Raw genomic sequence first — 15973 nt, 5'->3', positions numbered from 1 at the left:
GCCCCCTCCTGCACATGCCGGGCCTTGCCCGGCATTTTTCATGCAGCGTCGCAATCGAAGCGCACGCCCGTCATCTGTTCGCTCAGCGTCCATAGCCGGCTTGCCTGCCCGGGATCGATGGCCCAGCGCCGCACGCCCGGCCCCATGCTGTCGTCCTCCACTAAGGGGGCGATATCGCCATCCTCGCAATACACGCCGCCAATGCCCTCAAGCTGCGCGCTGGTGGCGCACCAGACGGTGGTGGCCACTCCCTGCGCCACATTCTTGAAACCCGACTGCGGCGGCGGATTCACGTGGCCCGCATCGTCAAGCGCTCCCACCCTGCGCAAATCATCCTGGTCCAGGTGGCGCACCAGCGGCGTCAGGATGGCGCCCGGATGCAGCGAAAAGGCGCGCACACCGTGCGCCGCGCCGCGACGGTCCAGTTCCACGGCAAACAGCGCATTGGCGCTTTTCGACTGCGCATACGCGCGCCATTTATCGTATGGCTGGCGCAGGAAATGCGGGTCGTCCAGGTCGACGCCCGCCTGCCGGTGTCCCAGCGACGACACGCACACGACGCGCGCGCCCTGCGCCTGCCGCAAGGCGGGCCACAGGCGCGCCGTCAACTGGAAATGCCCCAGGTGATTCGTCGCGAACTGCGCCTCGTAGCCACGTGCATCGCGCAGCAAGGGCGTGGCCATGATGCCGGCGCCGTTCACCAGCAGGTGCAGGGGGCGGCCGGTGGCAAGGAAGGCGGCCGCGAATGCGTCGATCGATTGCGGATCGAGCAGGTCGAGCGCCGCGACCTCCACACCAGTCATGCCGGCCAGGACCGCTTGCGCCTGATGCTGGTCGCGCGCCGGGACGAGCACCCTGGCGCCGGCGCCAGCCAGCACGCGCACCGTTTCCCGCCCCAGGCCCGACGCGCCGCCCGTGACGATGGCCTGCATGCCGGACAGATCGCGGCCGGCCAGCACCTCGCTGGCGGTCGTGGCCGCGCCGAAGCCGGAATGAAGGGGAATTTGCCTGTGATCGCCGTATGTCATATCTGCCTCTGCATGTGGGTGGCCAGCGCGGGATGGCTGGCGACATGCGTATTTTGCGCGAGCTGTTCTGGACGGTGAATGGCGTAAAATCCGCAATACTATCGCCATCGTCCAGAATTGCCGCCACCATGGATTTGCTCTCCGATGTACTCTCGCTGTTTGATACGCGCAGCTCCTACTTTGCCGGCCTGAAGGCGGGCGGCGAGTGGGCCATCGACTTTCCGCCGCCGGACGGCATCAAGTTCAACGCCGTGATCGAAGGCGCTTGCTGGCTGACGGTCGCGGGCATCGACGCTCCCGTGCAGCTGCAGACGGGCGACTGCTTCCTGCTGGCGCCGGGACGCGCGTTCACCCTGGCCAGCACGCCCGGCTTGCCGGCCGCACCAGCGCTGGAAGTGTACCGGCACACGCAACAGGGCGTGGCCCGCCACGGCGCGCCGCAGCACGATTTCTTCCTCATCGGCGGACGCTTCCACTTTGGCGACGAAGCAGCCATCCTGCTCGACTGCCTGCCGCCGCTGCTGCACGTGCACGGCGATACGGACCAGGCCAGCGTGCTGCACTGGGCCTTGCAACGGCTGGCGCAGGAACTGCAGGCGACGGCGCCCGGCGCGGCGCTGATGACGCGCCACCTTGGCCACATGATGCTGCTGCAAATGCTGCGCCAGTATCTTGAAGCGCAGGCCTCGCACCCGGTGGGCTGGCTGTTCGCGCTGGCCGATCCACGGCTGCGCGCCGCCATCGAGGCCATGCACGCGCAACCGGCGCGGCGCTGGACCTTGTCGCAGCTGGCTGCCGTCGCGGGGCAGTCACGCTCCGCCTTTGCCTTGCACTTCAAGAAGCGGGTGGGCGTGACGCCGCTCGACTACCTGCTGCGCTGGCGCATGCGCCTGGCCACGCGGCGCCTGAAGGACGGCAGCGCACCCGTCACCTTGATCGCGCAGGCGCTGGGCTACGATTCCGACAGCGCCTTCAGCCACGCCTTCAAGCGCGTCATGGCCTGCTCGCCGCGCCAGTACCGGCTGCGCCACGCGAACGCGCAGGCGTAAAAAAACCCGCGCTTGCGGGTTTTAATCATACAAGGTCAGCGCGCCGGCACGGGCGGCAAGGCCGCCACCGCCAGCAAGGCAAACGGTCCGAGAAACAGGCCGATACCGAACCACAGTCCCCCGTGGCGGCCGCGCCGGCTGGCCAGCAGCCAGGTGGCGACCGCAAACAAAAACATGAAGATCAACAGTATCGCCATTGCCACTCCTTGCCATGCGGAAAGCCCAGTGTAGCCCACGGGCGCGCCCGTGGCTAGACGTACATCAGTCCTGGCGCTGCACCTGCATCAGGATCACGCGCTTGCTGCTGCCATCGGCTGGCGGCGTGCTTGACGGCGGCGGCGGGCTGTCGCACGAGCCGCAGGAACCGCAACCGCTGCCGCAGCCCGGCGCCACCTTGAAGAAGGTCGACATCTTCGCCTCATCGAGGCCGCAGCGCACGAGGCCCCGCACGATGGCGCGGCGCACGCCCGCCGGCAGGTACTTGGTCGAAAAATGCAGCAGCGCGGCTGCGACGATCAGAGCGACGATGAGGGTTTGCCACATGGTTTTCTCCTAAGCGCTCAGCATCAAGGCGACACGGTACGTGATGAACGAGGCGGCATACGCCAGCGCGAACATGTAGCCGGCCATCAGCAGCGGATAGCGCCAGCCGCCCGTCTCGCGCTTCACCACGGAGAGCGTCGACAGGCACTGCGGCGCGAACACATACCAGGCCAGCAAGGACAGCGCGGTGGCCAGCGACCACGAATGGGCGATCAGCGGCTCCAGGGTGGTGGCCAGCGCGTCGCCGGTTTGCGACAGCGCATACACGGTACCCAGGGCGCCGACGGCCACTTCGCGCGCCGCCATGCCCGGCACCAGCGCGATGCAGATCTGCCAGTTGAAGCCGATGGGCGCGAAGATCACTTCCAGGCCGCGGCCCAGGATGCCGGCCAGGCTGTAGTAGATCGGCGGATGGATGGCGTTATCCGGCGCGCCGGGGAAGGTGCTGAGGAACCACAGGATGATCATCAGGCTCAGGATGATGGTACCGACGCGCGTGAGGAAGATTTTCGCGCGCTCCCACAGGCTGACGGCCAGGTTGCGCAGGTGCGGCCAGTGATAGGCGGGCAATTCCAGCATCAGCGGCTGGTTGCCGCGCACGCCCATGCCGCGCTTCATGACCCAGGCCACGGCCATGGCCGAGATGATGCCGGCGAAGTACAGCACGAACAGCACCAGGCCTTGCAGGCTCAGATAGCCCCATACCTGGCGTTCCGGGATAAAGGCGGCGATGATCAGCGCATACACGGGCAGGCGCGCCGAACACGTCATCAGCGGCGCGATCATGATGGTGACCAGGCGGTCGCGCGGATTCTGGATGGTGCGCGCCGCCATCACGCCGGGAATGGCGCAGGCAAAGCTCGACAGCAGCGGGATGAAGGCGCGGCCGGACAAGCCCACGCCGCCCATCAGGCGGTCCAGCAGGAAGGCCGCGCGCGGCAGGTAGCCGCAGTCTTCCAGGCTCAGGATGAAGAAGAACAGGATCAGGATCTGCGGCAGGAACACCAGCACGCTGCCGACGCCGCCGATGATGCCTTCCACCAGCAAGCTTTTCAGGTGACCGTCTGGCATGTTCGCCGTCAGCACGGCGCCCAGGTGGCCCACGCCATCGGTGATCATTTCCATCGGCGTGGCGGCCCAGGCAAACACGGCCTGGAAGATCAGGAACATCAGCACGGCCAGGATGATGGGGCCGAACACGGGGTGCAGCACCACGTCGTCGATCTTTTCCGTCAGGTTGCCCTTGTCGCTCGTGTCATTGCTGACGGCGGACAGGATGCGGCGCACTTCGCGCTGGGTTTCTTCGACGGTGACGGCATCGATGGCCGCCAGCGGTTTCGCTTCCACGGCCGGCAGCGGCAGCATGGCGTCGATGGCGTTCAGCAAGGCTTTTTCGCCATCGTGCTGCACCGCCACGGTTTCCACCACGGGCATGCCCAGTTCCTGCGACAGTTTCACCGTGTCGATCAGCATGCCGCGCTTGCGCGCCACGTCCGTCATGTTCAGCGCCAGCAACATGGGCAGGCCCAGGCGCTTGACTTCCAGCACCAGGCGCAGATTCAGACGCAGGTTGGTGGCGTCGACAACGCAGATGATGGCGTCCGGACGCGGGTCGCCGCGGCGCAAGCCGCCCACCACGTCGCGCGTGATGGCTTCATCGGGCGTGGTGGCCGACAGGCTGTAGGCGCCCGGCAGGTCGAGCAGGCGCACGGGCTTGCCGGCTGGCGAGGTGAAATGGCCTTCCTTGCGCTCGATGGTCACGCCGGCGTAGTTCGCCACTTTCTGGCGCGCGCCCGTCAAACGGTTGAACAGGGCGGTCTTGCCGCAGTTCGGATTGCCCAGCAAGGCAATTTGTGGCTGATGCGGCGGCTTGTGCACGCCTGCATCCACGATAGTTTCGACAGCACCCATGGTCATTCCGGTTGAAGCAGCGGTTGAATCGTAATCAGCGCCGCTTCGAAGCGGCGCAGTGCGAACGTGGCATTGCCGACCTTGATGGCCAGCGGATCGCCGCCGGGAATGCCGCGCTTGAGCATGCGGATTCGTTCGCCGGGAACGAACCCCAGCTCCATCAAGCGGCGGGCCAGGTCGACGCCGTCCTCCGTCTGTCCTGCCGTGTGGGGCGTGATATGCAACACCGTGCCGCTCTGGCCGACTGCCAGCGCATCGAGCGTCATCATGGGTGGAACTAGAGTCATGAGCAAATTCCGTTCAAATTAAGAACACCTGATACCGGCGACGGCGCAAGGCGCCTTGCACCGGTTCCAGGTTTGTGAGGTAAAACGCAACTGTTGCGCATTACCGACAAGCGGCCATTCAATCTGTCCAGACGGTGACCGTCCGAGACAATACCAGCATTATAAACATGAATGCGAATAGTTTTTATTTAGCCCGGAGAGCCGCCCCCATCAAGGGCTGCGTCATTCGGAAACATGGCCTGTGAAGCTGCGGCGCCAGGCCGCCAACTGCCGCACACTTGATCAAAATCACTTGCATTGTCCCCCGCTTTGCGCGACAATGAAACGTAATGATAATGATTCTCATTAAAACACTAGCAACAATGCTTTCCAGCACTAGTGTCTGTTCATCCTCCAGCCAGAAGGTGTATCAATGATTGTATGTGTCTGCAACAACATATCTGATCGTGAAATCCGTCAAGCCGTCGATCTTGGCCTGTCCAGCATGGCCGAACTGCGCCGCGACCTGGGCGTGGCCACCTGCTGCGGCAAATGCCACACCTGCGCGCGGGAAGTGCTGAACGATCACCTGAACGCCACCGTGGCGCTGCAAGAAACCGTATTGATGCGAGCTGTACTGACAAACTAAAGAAAGCGATGAACGCCATGACGATGATGCCCCCGCCCGTAACGGTGCAGGCCGTGCAGCAATTTGCCGACTTCGACAAGAAGCGCAACAAATTCGCGCCGCTGATGGCCATCGTCGTCCTGCACATCGCCGGCTTTTACGCCATCCAGAGCGGCCTGCTGAGCCGCGTGGTCACGGCGGCCATGCCGACCATCACCACCATCAGCATCATCGCCCCGCCGGCGCCGCCCAAGCCGCCAGCGCCGTCCGTACCGAAAACCGTGGAATTGAGCGCCCCCGTGCCGCGCGCCGTGATCCCGCCGCTGCCGCTGATCGCCGTGGCGCCGAGCGAACCGACGATCACGCCGCCGCAGCCGACGCGCGCCGAAGCGGCACCGGTTGCCACCGCTGCGCCGACAGCGCCATCGACACCGTCGCCCACGCCTCCGGCGCCGTCGACGCCGCGCACCGTCAGCAGCGTCGAATACATCAAGGCGCCGCAGCTGATCTACCCGAATCTGTCGCGCCGCCTGGGCGAAAGCGGCACCGTGGTGTTGCGCATCCTGATCAATGAAAAGGGCTTGCCCGAGCAAATCCTGATCCATAAATCGACCGGCTACGGCAACCTCGATGAAGCAGGCCGCCAGGCCGCCCAGCGCGCGCTGTTCAAGCCGATGATCGAGAACGGCAAGCCTGTTCCCGTGTACGTGTTAGTACCGCTGACCTTCCAACTGAGCTAGCCTTCCGGCGGCCCTTGCGCCGCTGCCAGCCCGCAAGCACCGCACCCTGTGCCCTGCTTGCTTTTGTGCGCCCTGTTTTCTGTACCAGTCAAGCAACTGCTTGTTTCAGTCTGCCAGCCTACATCCCCGGGCCAGGCAGACTTTTTTTTGCGCGCTACATCTCCGCCCACATCCTGAGCAGGTTGTGATAATGCCCGGTCAAGCCCACCGTCGCCGGCGAATCGCCGTGTTCTCCGCGCACGCTCTGGATGTTTTGATCGAGCTCAAACAGCATGCTGCGCTTCCAATCCTCGCGCACCATGCTTTGCGTCCACAGGAAGGAGCAGATGCGCTCGCCGCTGGTGACGGGCAGTACCTGATGCACGCTGCTCGACGGATACACGATCACGTCGCCGGCCGGCAATTTCACTTCATGCGTGCCATACGCATCGACCACCACCAGTTCGCCGCCTTCGTACTCGTCCGGCTCGCTCAAAAACACGGTCGACGAGACGTCGGCGCGCATCGACTGCATGCCGTTTTTCGGCGTGCGGATGGCACCGTCGATATGCAGGCCATAGTGCTCGCCGCCCGCATAGCTGTTGAAGAACGGCGGCAGGATGCGCAGCGGCAGCACGGCGGAAAAGAACAGGGGATTGGCCATCAGTGCGCGGCTGACGATCTCGCCCAGTTCCAGCGCCAGCGGCGAACCTTCCGCCAGCTGGCGGTTGCGCTTGACTTGCGCGCCTTGCGCCCCGACGCTGGCGCGCCCGTCGACCCAGTCCGTCTGCGCCAGGCGCTGGCGAAACTGCGTGACCTGTTCCGGCGTCAGCACGCCGGGTATATGCAGCATCATCTTGCTATCCTTTTTCAGTAAATATCGCTGCCTGATTATCGCATCGCCGGCAGCGGCCAAGAAGACACAAAAGCAAGAACGGACCAACATTTCCCGCCTTTTCAGCACGGCCATGCAGGCGCGCCAGCGGCGGCCAAATAGGAGCATGAACGCGAATGAGAATGGCCTTCATTTTCCTTAACAAATAAAAAACGGAAAAATGTGGCAATCCATTTGAGAATGGGTTTTATTCGCACGATATTTACGTTAAAAAGACGGAAAAATGCCGTTTACCGCCCGAAATCGCCCATATTTTGCGCTATCATGCGGGCATAGCGAAACCGGCAACCTGCGCGCCACCAGGCAGCCAGCGCCACCCGGCAGTGAACGCCAGCAGCCTCCGGTTTCATCATCGAATGCGACACAGAACAAAGGAAATCCCATGAAGGGCGATAAAGAAGTCATCCGCATGCTCAACGCACAGCTCACCAACGAACTGTCGGCCATTAACCAGTACTTCCTGCATGCGCGCATGTACAAGCACTGGGGCCTGGAGAAGCTGGGCAAGAAGGAATACGAAGAATCGATCGGCGAAATGAAACACGCCGACAAGCTGATCGACCGCATCCTGATGCTCGACGGCCTGCCGAACCTGCAAGCGCTGCACAAGCTGCTGATCGGCGAGAACACGCCGGAAATGCTGGAATGCGACTTGAAGCTGGAACGCGCCGCGCACGCCACCGTCAAGGAAGGCATCGCCATCAGCGAAAAAGCGGGCGACTACGTCTCGCGCGACCTGTTCCTGATGATCCTGGAAGACACGGAAGAACATATCGACTGGCTGGAAACGCAGATCGACCTGATCGCCAAAGTCGGCATCCAGAACTACCTGCAAAGCCAGATGGCGATTGAAGAGTAATTTTTCTTCGAGGCAGATAAAAAAACCGGCAATCGCCGGTTTTTTTACGTCCGTGCCTTTACTGCGGCACGGTATCCTTGAACGATGGGCGTTCGGACAGTTTGTCGAACAGGCGGGCCAGCGCAGGATGGTCCGCGCGCCAGTCGATTTCCGGGAAGCGGAAGCTGAGCCAGCCCAGGGTGCAGCCCACGGCCACGTCGGCCAGGGTGTAGTTCTTGCCGGCGCAATACGCGCTCTCGCCCAGGCGTGCTTCCAGCGCCGCCAGGCCCAGGGTGACTTTGTCCAGCTGGCGCGCGATCCAAGCCGCGCTTTGCTGCTCGGGCGGGCGCTGCGTGCGCTCCAGGCGCACCAGCACACCCGCGTCGAGGATGCCGTCGGCCAGCGCTTCCCAATTCTTGATATCGGCCCGCTCGCGGCCATTGCCGCCGGCCGGCAGCAGCTTGCACACGGGCGTGAGCGTGTCGAGGTATTCGACGATGACTTTCGAATCGATCAAGGTGCTGCCATCCTCCATCACCAGGCAAGGCACTTTGCCCAGGGGATTGGCCTGGGCGATGCGGGTTTCCGGCACCCACACGTTTTCCAGCTCGAAGACATAGTCGAGCTTTTTTTCCGCCAGCACGATGCGGGCTTTGCGGACATACGGGCTGGCGAGGGAACCGATCAGTTTCATAGGTACTTTAAGGTAAAGGAGCAGCAAGCAGTATAGCATCGGCGGCAGCGCTGTTTGGCAGCACGCGCCCGGCGGCCCCCCGTGTGTGGCAGGCACGCCGCATCGGCGCCGGATTCGGTCCAAAAGCGGCGTGCCGGCGGCCAACGGACGGCTGGCCAGCGGCCAGCGGTGGTAAAATCGCCCTTTACTGTGGCGCCGTCAGTGTTGCTGTATTGCAATAGCCCTGCCCTCCCCGCGCGCCACACGCCAACCGTTTCTTTAACTTGCGTCCGCTCTCATGACTTCTACTACTCCGTATTCCACGCTGTCGGCCCTGTCTCCGCTCGATGGCCGCTACGCCAGCAAGACCGATCTGCTGCGCCCGATCCTGTCCGAAGCCGGTTTCATGCACCACCGCGTGAAAGTGGAAATCTCCTGGCTGCAAGCGCTGTCGCAAGCCGGTTTCGCTGAAATCAAGCCGTTTTCGGCCGAAGCGACCGCCCTGCTCGACAAGATGGCAGCCGACTTCTCGGAAGCCGACGCGGCCCGCATCAAGGCCATCGAAGCGGTCACCAACCATGACGTCAAGGCCGTCGAGTACTGGCTGAAGGAACAAGTGGCGGACGTGCCGGAACTGGTGGCGGCGTCGGAATTCATCCATTTCGCCTGCACCTCGGAAGACATCAACAACACTTCGCACGGCATGATGCTGAAAGCGGCCCGCGATGGCGTGATGCTGCCGGCATTGAACGGCCTGGTGGCCAAGCTGACGCAGATCGCGCACGACAATGCGGACGTGCCGATGCTGTCGCGCACGCATGGCCAGACGGCCAGCCCGACCACCCTGGGCAAGGAATTTGCCAACGTCGTGGCCCGCCTGCAGCGCGCCGTGAAACGCATCGAGCAAGTGGAAATCCTCGGCAAGATGAATGGCGCCGTCGGCAACTACAACGCCCACCTGTCGGCCTACCCCGGCTTCGACTGGCCGGCATTCTCGCAGGCCGTCATCGAGCAGCGCCTGGGCCTGGTGTTCAATCCGTACACCATCCAGATCGAGCCGCATGACTACATGGCCGAGTTGTTCGACGCCTTCGCGCGCGCCAACACGATCTTGCTGGACCTGAACCGCGACATCTGGACGTACGTGTCGCTGGGCTACTTCAAGCAAAAACTGAAAGCGGGCGAAATCGGTTCCTCGACCATGCCGCACAAGGTCAACCCGATCGACTTCGAAAACTCGGAAGGCAACCTGGGCCTGGCCAACGCCGTCCTGAAACACCTGTCGGAAAAACTGCCTGTCTCGCGCATGCAGCGCGACCTGACCGATTCGACCGTGCTGCGCAATATCGGCGTGGGCCTCGGTTACACCCTGCTGGCCTATGACAGCTGCCTGCGCGGCCTGAACAAGCTGGAAGTGAACCATGCACGCCTGGCGCAAGACCTGGACGCGACGTGGGAAGTGCTGGCCGAGCCCGTACAAACCGTGATGCGCCGCTATGGCATCGAAAACCCGTACGAGCAGCTGAAAGAGCTGACGCGCGGCAAGGGCATCTCGAAAGAAGCGCTGCAAACCTTCGTCAATGGCCTGGCCATTCCGCAGGATGCCAAGGACGTGCTCCTGACCATGACGCCGGCTAACTACATCGGTATCGCCGCGCAATTGGCCAAAGCCATCTAAGCAGTTTCCACATGGGGATCCTCACGATCCCACTCCCGCGGGGCGGCCAGCACACAAATGCTGCCCGCCCCGCGGTTTTTCCGGCAATCTTTCTTGTAGAATCTGCAGCACGCAGCGCAATTTGCTTTTCTTTGGTATATTAGGCCGAATTAGTCCTAACACGTACTACTTTCAAGAAAGCCGTCGATGCAACGCTACACCACCACCGCCATCATCCTGCACTGGCTGACCGCCCTGCTGATCATCAGCGCCTTCGTCATGGGCCTGGTCATGGTCGATATTCCCGGCCTGACGCCCACCAAGCTCAAATATTTCTCGTGGCATAAGTGGCTGGGCGTGACCGTGCTGGCCATCGCCGCCATCCGCCTGTTGTGGCGCAAGGCCAACGTGCCGCCGCCGCACCCTGCCAGCATGGTGGCCTGGCAAAAGAAGGCGGCCGACGCCATGCACGTGCTGCTGTACATCCTGATCTTCGCCGTGCCCGTCTCCGGCTACCTGTACACCCTGGCCGCCGGCGTGCCCGTGGTCTACCTGGGTCTGTTCCAGCTGCCCGTCATCATGGCGCCGAACCCGGAACTTAAGCCGCTTTTAAAAGAGATTCATTATGTTCTGAACATGACGATGGCCGCTGCCGTGGCCGCCCATGTGCTGGCGGCGCTGAAGCACCAGTTCATCGACCGCGATGGCGTACTGAAACGCATGCTGCCATAAGAACGTCGAACCAAACCTGCTGCGCGTCGCGATTTGCGGTTTTGTCCGGCGTTCCAAGCCCTTCTTAATCTGCTTTGCTCACTGAAACTCCAGGAAAAATAAGATGAAAACCACCCAACGCATCGTCCTCGCTTCCCTGCTGGGCCTGTCCGTGGCCGCCACCGCCGCCACCCTGCTGAAAGTCGATCCAGCCAAGACCAGCGTGTCGGCCGTGTTCAAGCAAATGAACGTGCCCGTGGAAGCGAAGTTCAAGAAATTCAATATCGCCATCGATTACAACCCGGCCACGCCGGACGCGTCGAAAGCGTCGGTGGAAATCGAGACGGCCAGCATCGATATCGGCGACCCGGAATACAACAAGGAAGTGGCCAAGAAAGAATGGTTCAACGCGGCCCAGTTCCCGAAAGCCACCTTCGTCTCGAGCAGCATCAAGGCCGCCGGCGCGGGCAAGCTGACGGTCAGCGGCAAGCTGAGCATCAAAGGCAAGACCACCGACGTGACCTTCCCCCTGACGGTGAAAGCCGACGGCGGTAAATATGCGTTCGACGGCGCCCTGCCGATCAAGCGCCTGACCTACAACATCGGCGAAGGCGAGTGGAAAGACACGAGCATGGTTGCCGACGAGGTCACCATCAAGTTCCACGTCGCTGCGCAGTAACACCTGAGAAAACGTCCATGGCTGCGTTGCTCTTGCCTCGTCGTACTATTCGTACTGCCTTCGGCAAGGCGCCTTGCCCTGAACGTTTTTCAACCGTTACTGATTAAAATCACACCACCAACCGATTCTTTTTAGGATATTGATGAAACTTAAGCACTTGATGATCGCCGTGCTGGTAGCCGCCGGCGCGGGTTCGGCCATGGCCGCTACCGACACCTACAACCTCGACCCGACGCACACGTTCCCCAGCTTCGAAGCCGATCACATGGGCATGTCCGTGTGGCGTGGCAAGTTCAACAAGACCAAGGGGACGGTCACCCTGGACCGCGCCGCCAAGGCGGGCAGCCTGGACCTCGTCATCGATGCCGATTCGATCGACTTTGGCCTGGACGCCATGAACACGCACGCGAAGAAAGCGGACATGTTCAACGTAGAGAAATTCCCTGAAATCACCTACAAGAGCAAGTCGCTCAAGTTCAACGGCGAGCAGCTGGTGGAAGTCGATGGCGAACTGACCCTGCTGGGCGTGACCAAGCCCGTCAAGTTGAACGTGAGCAAGTTCAAGTGCATCATGCACCCGCGCTACAAGCGTGAAGTGTGCGGCGCCGATGCCACGGCAGAATTCAAGCGCAGCGACTTTGGCTTGAACTACGGCATGCCGGCGTTCTCGCCGGAAGTCAAGCTGGCCATCCAGGTGGAAGCCATCAAGGCCGATTAAACACGACCTTGCCGCATGACAAGCCCGCCTCGCTGCCCGCAGCCAGGCGGGCTTTTGCATGCGCCATGCGAATCCGCTGGACTTTTCTATCGTGCGGCATCAGTATCAATTTGCCATGACGTGCAGGCCGCACCGCTCTGGCACAACCACTCATCCATCGCGCGGAGGATTACATGAATTTCATTATCTGGATCGTTATTGGCGGTGTCATCGGCTGGCTGGCCAGCATGGTCATGAAAACGGATGCGCAACAAGGCATCTTCCTCAATATCGTCGTCGGTATCGTCGGCGCCTTCCTGGGCGGCTGGCTGCTGGCGCCCCTGTTCGGCACGGGTACCATCAACAGCGACAATTTCAGCCTGTCTTCGCTGCTCGTCTCGTTCCTGGGCGCCGTGATCCTGCTGGGCATCGTGAATCTTTTGCGCCGCGGCAAAATACGCTAAGCAGACCAAAAGCAGCACATCCGCAAATGGCCGGGCCGCGCAGGCGCCCGGCCATTTTTATTGCTGCCAGGACAATTGTATGGACAATACCACAGCCGCGGCACGGGAAAATGCCAGCTGGCAGCCGCTTTCTGCCCCTGCAATGTCGAAAATAGTACCATTTAAACAAGCAACCACAAACATGCCGCCGGGAAAATGTGATTGACTAGTGCGAGTTCGGTGCGGATACTCTAGGTCGCCCGCTGAGAAAAAACACTGGGTACACGTTGGTTCCGACTTCCCTTCATGTAAAAGACTAGAACTCGAATGAAAAAATCTTTAATCGCGCTCGCTATCCTGAGCAACTTCGCACACGCCGACGAAGGCATGTGGATGCCCCAACAGCTGCCACAAGTAGCCAAGGAACTGAAAGCGGCCGGACTGAAACTCGATCCGACCACCCTGACCAAACTGACCGAGTTCCCGATGGGCGCCATCGTCAGCCTGGGCGGTTGCTCGGCCTCGTTCGTCTCGCCGCAAGGCCTGGTTGCCACCAACCACCATTGCGTCTACAACAGCGTAGCGGTCAATTCGACCAAAGAGCGCGATTTGCTGGCCAACGGTTTCCTGGCCAAGACGTTCGCTGAAGAATTGCCGGCCGCCCCAGGCAGCCGCATCTTCGTCACCTCCGCCGTGACCAATGTCAGCGACAAGATCATCACCGCCGACGTGGCCAAGCTGCAAGGCAAGGCACGCATCGACGCGATCGAGAAAAACCAGAAGAAACTGGTCGCCGAATGCGAAAAAGAAGCGGGTTTCCGCTGCACCGTGTCGAGCTACTACGGCGGCCTGGAGTTCTACCTGATCAAGCAACTGGAAATCCGCGACGTGCGCCTGGTGCACGCGCCTCCAGCGGGCGTGGGCAAGTTCGGCGGCGACACCGACAACTGGATGTGGCCGCGCCACACGGGCGACTACGGTTTTTACCGCGCCTACGTCAGCAAGGACGGCAAAGCTGCCGACTTCAGCAAGGACAACGTGCCGTACCAGCCAAAACACGTGCTGAAACTGGCCAAGGATGGCTTGAAAGAAGGCGATTTCGTCATGGCGCTGGGCTACCCTGGCCGCACCAACCGTCACCGCCTGCCATCGGAAGTGGCGTTCACGTTTGACTGGAACTACCCGGCCTTCGTGAAAGCGTCGGGCGAAACCCTGGCCATCATCGCGCGCGAAACCAAGGACAACAAGGATGTTGCCCTGAAATATGCGGGCCAGGTGGCTGGCGTGAACAATTACTACAAGAACCGCCAAGGCATGCTCGATTCGTACGCGGGCAGCGACTTCCTGGCACGCAAGACGGCAGAACATGAAGCCCTGAAAACCTGGGTCAACGCGAATGCTGCCCGCAAGGCGGAATTTGCCGGCGACATCGAGCAAGTGGAAAAGCTGATCGCCGAGCGCGATGCCGACACCAAGCGCGATTTCTTCCTGGGCTACGCACAGCCACGCCTGCTGAACACGGCACGCAGCCTGTACCGCCTGTCCAACGAAAGCACCAAGGCCGATACGGAACGCAAGTCCGGCTACCAGTCGCGCGACTTGCCACGCCTGGAAGCGGGCATCACGTCGGTCGAGCGCACCTACGATGAAAAAGTCGACAAGGCGCTGGTACTGAACAGCCTGACCAAGTACGCCGCGCAACCGGCAGCACAGCGCCGCGCCAGCTTTGACGCCGCCATCGGCATCAAGGACGGCATGTCGCAAGCCGACCTGTCCGCCGCCCTGGACAAACTGTATGCGGGCAGCAAGCTGGCCGACAAGGCCGAGCGCGCAGCATGGCTGAAACGTACGCCAGCCGAATTCCAGGCCAGCAAGGACAGCTTCATCCAGGCAGCCGTCGCCATGTATCCGGATTCGCTGAAAAACGAAGCGGAAGACGAAGAACTGGCAGGCAAGATCCAGCAAGCCTACGCCAACTACATGAAAGCAAAAATTGCCTTCATGAAGAGCAAAGGCCAAGCCGTCTATCCTGACGCCAACAGCACCCTGCGCGTCACCTTCGGCCGCGTTGCCGGCCGTGACCATGGCGCCGACGGCACCACCTGGACCGCGTTCACCACCGTCAATGGCGTGGTGGCCAAAGCCACGGGCCAGGGCGAGTTCAATGCACCGGCAAATCAACTGGCCGCGATCAAAGCCAAGGACTTCGGTAAATTCGTCGATCCGAAGCTGAAAACCGTGCCGGTCGACTACCTGGCGACCCTGGACATCACCGGCGGCAACTCCGGTTCGGCTGCGCTGAACTCGAAAGGCGAATTCATCGGCCTGGCCTTCGATGGCACCTTGGACTCGATCATTTCCGATTGGGACTACAACAAGGCCAACACCCGTTCGATCCAGGTCGACCTGCGCTACATGCTGTGGAACATGAAACACATCGACCACGCAGACAACCTGCTGAAAGAAATGGGCGCTGAATAACAAAAAGCAATAACCCGGCAACGGGCGCTTTAGCCTGAGCCACTCCTGCGGGAGTGGCTTTTTTTCGCCTAACGTTTTTTCACTTTCGCAAAACGGTAAGGCACGGCTTGCTCCGCGCCAAACACTTGCGCGCTGCCACTTCCCAGCGGCAACATGACCCGCCGGCCATCCTGCAGCAGCAAGGCCAGGTCGGCGCCGGGAAAGCGCTGCGCCAGCAGTGGATGGGCTTGCCGTTCGATGGGGGCGGCGGGAATCACGATGCGGTAATCGCTGTCGCCAAAGTCCAGCAGCAGCGCGGGAAGCGCTTCAAGCCCCGGCAGCGCCGTGATGCGCAGGCGCGCGCTTCCCTTGACGAGCTCGAAGGCCGACCACAGGGGCAAGGTGCGCTGCGTGGCGCCGATCTGCAGCAGCGGCGCGTGGCGCGCATCCGCCGACGTCAGCACGATGTCAGGCTGTTCTTCCGGCACGGCGCCATCGATGGCGAGCAGCCAGCCCCGGTAGCGTATCAACGCGCCCTGCGCGACGGCCGTGACAGACCCGCCCTGCGCCACCGGCTCCTTGCCCGCAGGCAAGCGCAATGGCGCCGCCTGCGCCGCCAGGCCTATCCCCCATACCAGCACCGCCAGCGCTGCCATCGCCGCCTTGCCCATGCCGCCTCCCCTCGCGCGTGAAACGTATTCATAACACAAGTACGGCAACAAGCCCTTGCGGCGCCTCAAGGCAAGAGCCGGTGCTACAATTGGCCCCTAGCGGGC

Annotated in this window: 18 protein-coding genes; 10 read left to right on the top strand and 8 right to left on the bottom strand. The window is 62.0% G+C overall.

All coding sequences use genetic code 11. The features are described from left to right. Positions 1–38: 38 nt before the first annotated feature. Positions 39–1028, bottom strand: coding sequence for an oxidoreductase (locus O0881_RS20450; RefSeq protein WP_289912712.1), 990 nt, complete (start codon positions 1026–1028; stop codon positions 39–41). Positions 1029–1156: 128 nt separating this feature from the next. On the opposite strand from O0881_RS20450, the gene O0881_RS20445 reads away from it, so the two are divergent. Beyond that, the gene (locus tag O0881_RS20445) at positions 1157–2077 is read left to right on the top strand and encodes an AraC family transcriptional regulator (RefSeq protein WP_289912710.1); all 921 of its coding nucleotides are present in this window, start codon (positions 1157–1159) and stop codon (positions 2075–2077) included. Positions 2078–2112: 35 nt separating this feature from the next. Here O0881_RS20445 and O0881_RS20440 read toward each other — a convergent pair whose 3' ends face one another. The 4 genes from O0881_RS20440 to O0881_RS20425 all read right to left on the bottom strand — a co-directional run bounded on the left by O0881_RS20440 (position 2113) and on the right by O0881_RS20425 (position 4818). After that, complete coding sequence (locus O0881_RS20440) at positions 2113–2274, bottom strand: hypothetical protein (RefSeq protein ID WP_161784184.1); 162 nt, start codon at positions 2272–2274, stop codon at positions 2113–2115. A gap of 64 nt (positions 2275–2338) precedes the next feature. Beyond that, a complete protein-coding gene (locus O0881_RS20435) occupies positions 2339–2620 on the bottom strand; it encodes a hypothetical protein (protein ID WP_289900615.1) in 282 nt (93 codons plus the stop codon). Between the two features lie 9 nt (positions 2621–2629). Continuing rightward, positions 2630–4531, bottom strand: a complete 1902-nt coding sequence (locus tag O0881_RS20430) for a ferrous iron transporter B (protein WP_289912709.1) — start codon at positions 4529–4531, stop codon at positions 2630–2632. A 2-nt stretch (positions 4532–4533) separates the two neighbouring features. Continuing rightward, a complete protein-coding gene (locus O0881_RS20425) occupies positions 4534–4818 on the bottom strand; it encodes a FeoA family protein (protein WP_077408814.1) in 285 nt (94 codons plus the stop codon). Between the two features lie 412 nt (positions 4819–5230). Between O0881_RS20425 and O0881_RS20420 the strand changes: the two genes are divergently transcribed. Continuing rightward, a complete protein-coding gene (locus O0881_RS20420; protein ID WP_034745611.1) occupies positions 5231–5446 on the top strand; it encodes a (2Fe-2S)-binding protein in 216 nt (71 codons plus the stop codon). Between the two features lie 17 nt (positions 5447–5463). Next, positions 5464–6165, top strand: a complete 702-nt coding sequence (locus O0881_RS20415) for an energy transducer TonB (protein WP_077409313.1) — start codon at positions 5464–5466, stop codon at positions 6163–6165. Between the two features lie 154 nt (positions 6166–6319). Here the strand turns inward: O0881_RS20415 and O0881_RS20410 are convergent, their stop codons facing one another. Next, entirely contained in the window at positions 6320–7000 is a 681-nt protein-coding gene (locus O0881_RS20410; protein ID WP_077408815.1) for a Fe2+-dependent dioxygenase, read from the bottom strand. A gap of 421 nt (positions 7001–7421) precedes the next feature. On the opposite strand from O0881_RS20410, the gene bfr reads away from it, so the two are divergent. Then, positions 7422–7898, top strand: a complete 477-nt coding sequence (gene bfr / locus O0881_RS20405) for a bacterioferritin (RefSeq protein ID WP_034745609.1) — start codon at positions 7422–7424, stop codon at positions 7896–7898. A 58-nt stretch (positions 7899–7956) separates the two neighbouring features. On the opposite strand, the gene O0881_RS20400 is transcribed toward bfr, so the two are convergent. Continuing rightward, a complete protein-coding gene (locus O0881_RS20400) occupies positions 7957–8571 on the bottom strand; it encodes a glutathione S-transferase N-terminal domain-containing protein (RefSeq protein ID WP_099666233.1) in 615 nt (204 codons plus the stop codon). Positions 8572–8848: 277 nt separating this feature from the next. Between O0881_RS20400 and purB the strand changes: the two genes are divergently transcribed. The 6 genes from purB to O0881_RS20370 all read left to right on the top strand — a co-directional run bounded on the left by purB (position 8849) and on the right by O0881_RS20370 (position 15218). Next, on the top strand, positions 8849–10228 hold the full coding sequence (purB, locus tag O0881_RS20395; RefSeq protein ID WP_289900613.1) for an adenylosuccinate lyase: 1380 nt from the start codon (positions 8849–8851) through the stop codon (positions 10226–10228). Between the two features lie 186 nt (positions 10229–10414). After that, positions 10415–10939, top strand: a complete 525-nt coding sequence (locus tag O0881_RS20390) for a cytochrome b (RefSeq protein WP_046684510.1) — start codon at positions 10415–10417, stop codon at positions 10937–10939. 103 nt (positions 10940–11042) lie between these two features. Beyond that, positions 11043–11597: a YceI family protein gene (locus tag O0881_RS20385; RefSeq protein ID WP_034778891.1), complete on the top strand. Its 555-nt coding sequence runs from the start codon at positions 11043–11045 to the stop codon at positions 11595–11597. A 142-nt stretch (positions 11598–11739) separates the two neighbouring features. Beyond that, on the top strand, positions 11740–12315 hold the full coding sequence (locus O0881_RS20380) for a YceI family protein (RefSeq protein ID WP_289912708.1): 576 nt from the start codon (positions 11740–11742) through the stop codon (positions 12313–12315). Between the two features lie 173 nt (positions 12316–12488). Further along, positions 12489–12758 carry a GlsB/YeaQ/YmgE family stress response membrane protein gene (locus O0881_RS20375; RefSeq protein ID WP_071075198.1) on the top strand — a complete coding sequence of 90 codons (270 nt, stop codon included), beginning with the start codon at positions 12489–12491 and terminating at the stop codon, positions 12756–12758. 306 nt (positions 12759–13064) lie between these two features. Then, positions 13065–15218: a S46 family peptidase gene (locus O0881_RS20370; RefSeq protein WP_289900611.1), complete on the top strand. Its 2154-nt coding sequence runs from the start codon at positions 13065–13067 to the stop codon at positions 15216–15218. Positions 15219–15286: 68 nt separating this feature from the next. Here the strand turns inward: O0881_RS20370 and O0881_RS20365 are convergent, their stop codons facing one another. Then, positions 15287–15868, bottom strand: a complete 582-nt coding sequence (locus O0881_RS20365) for a hypothetical protein (protein WP_289912707.1) — start codon at positions 15866–15868, stop codon at positions 15287–15289. Positions 15869–15973: the final 105 nt, after the last annotated feature.

This window comes from Janthinobacterium sp. SUN100, from assembly GCF_030397705.1.
Classification (GTDB): Bacteria; Pseudomonadota; Gammaproteobacteria; order Burkholderiales; family Burkholderiaceae_D; genus Janthinobacterium; species Janthinobacterium kumbetense.
This window is presented reverse-complemented; position numbering and strand designations above follow the sequence as displayed.

Bases quoted from the DNA above. Each gene is read 5' to 3' on its own strand.
- O0881_RS20450 (WP_289912712.1), bottom strand. From the start codon at position 1,028: ATGACATACGGCGATCACAGGCAAATTCCCCTTCATTCCGGCTTCGGC.
- O0881_RS20445 (WP_289912710.1), top strand. From the start codon at position 1,157: ATGGATTTGCTCTCCGATGTACTCTCGCTGTTTGATACGCGCAGCTCC.
- O0881_RS20440 (WP_161784184.1), bottom strand. From the start codon at position 2,274: ATGGCGATACTGTTGATCTTCATGTTTTTGTTTGCGGTCGCCACCTGG.
- O0881_RS20435 (WP_289900615.1), bottom strand. From the start codon at position 2,620: ATGTGGCAAACCCTCATCGTCGCTCTGATCGTCGCAGCCGCGCTGCTG.
- O0881_RS20430 (WP_289912709.1), bottom strand. From the start codon at position 4,531: ATGGGTGCTGTCGAAACTATCGTGGATGCAGGCGTGCACAAGCCGCCG.
- O0881_RS20425 (WP_077408814.1), bottom strand. From the start codon at position 4,818: ATGACTCTAGTTCCACCCATGATGACGCTCGATGCGCTGGCAGTCGGC.
- O0881_RS20420 (WP_034745611.1), top strand. From the start codon at position 5,231: ATGATTGTATGTGTCTGCAACAACATATCTGATCGTGAAATCCGTCAA.
- O0881_RS20415 (WP_077409313.1), top strand. From the start codon at position 5,464: ATGACGATGATGCCCCCGCCCGTAACGGTGCAGGCCGTGCAGCAATTT.
- O0881_RS20410 (WP_077408815.1), bottom strand. From the start codon at position 7,000: ATGATGCTGCATATACCCGGCGTGCTGACGCCGGAACAGGTCACGCAG.
- bfr (WP_034745609.1), top strand. From the start codon at position 7,422: ATGAAGGGCGATAAAGAAGTCATCCGCATGCTCAACGCACAGCTCACC.
- O0881_RS20400 (WP_099666233.1), bottom strand. From the start codon at position 8,571: ATGAAACTGATCGGTTCCCTCGCCAGCCCGTATGTCCGCAAAGCCCGC.
- purB (WP_289900613.1), top strand. From the start codon at position 8,849: ATGACTTCTACTACTCCGTATTCCACGCTGTCGGCCCTGTCTCCGCTC.
- O0881_RS20390 (WP_046684510.1), top strand. From the start codon at position 10,415: ATGCAACGCTACACCACCACCGCCATCATCCTGCACTGGCTGACCGCC.
- O0881_RS20385 (WP_034778891.1), top strand. From the start codon at position 11,043: ATGAAAACCACCCAACGCATCGTCCTCGCTTCCCTGCTGGGCCTGTCC.
- O0881_RS20380 (WP_289912708.1), top strand. From the start codon at position 11,740: ATGAAACTTAAGCACTTGATGATCGCCGTGCTGGTAGCCGCCGGCGCG.
- O0881_RS20375 (WP_071075198.1), top strand. From the start codon at position 12,489: ATGAATTTCATTATCTGGATCGTTATTGGCGGTGTCATCGGCTGGCTG.
- O0881_RS20370 (WP_289900611.1), top strand. From the start codon at position 13,065: ATGAAAAAATCTTTAATCGCGCTCGCTATCCTGAGCAACTTCGCACAC.
- O0881_RS20365 (WP_289912707.1), bottom strand. From the start codon at position 15,868: ATGGGCAAGGCGGCGATGGCAGCGCTGGCGGTGCTGGTATGGGGGATA.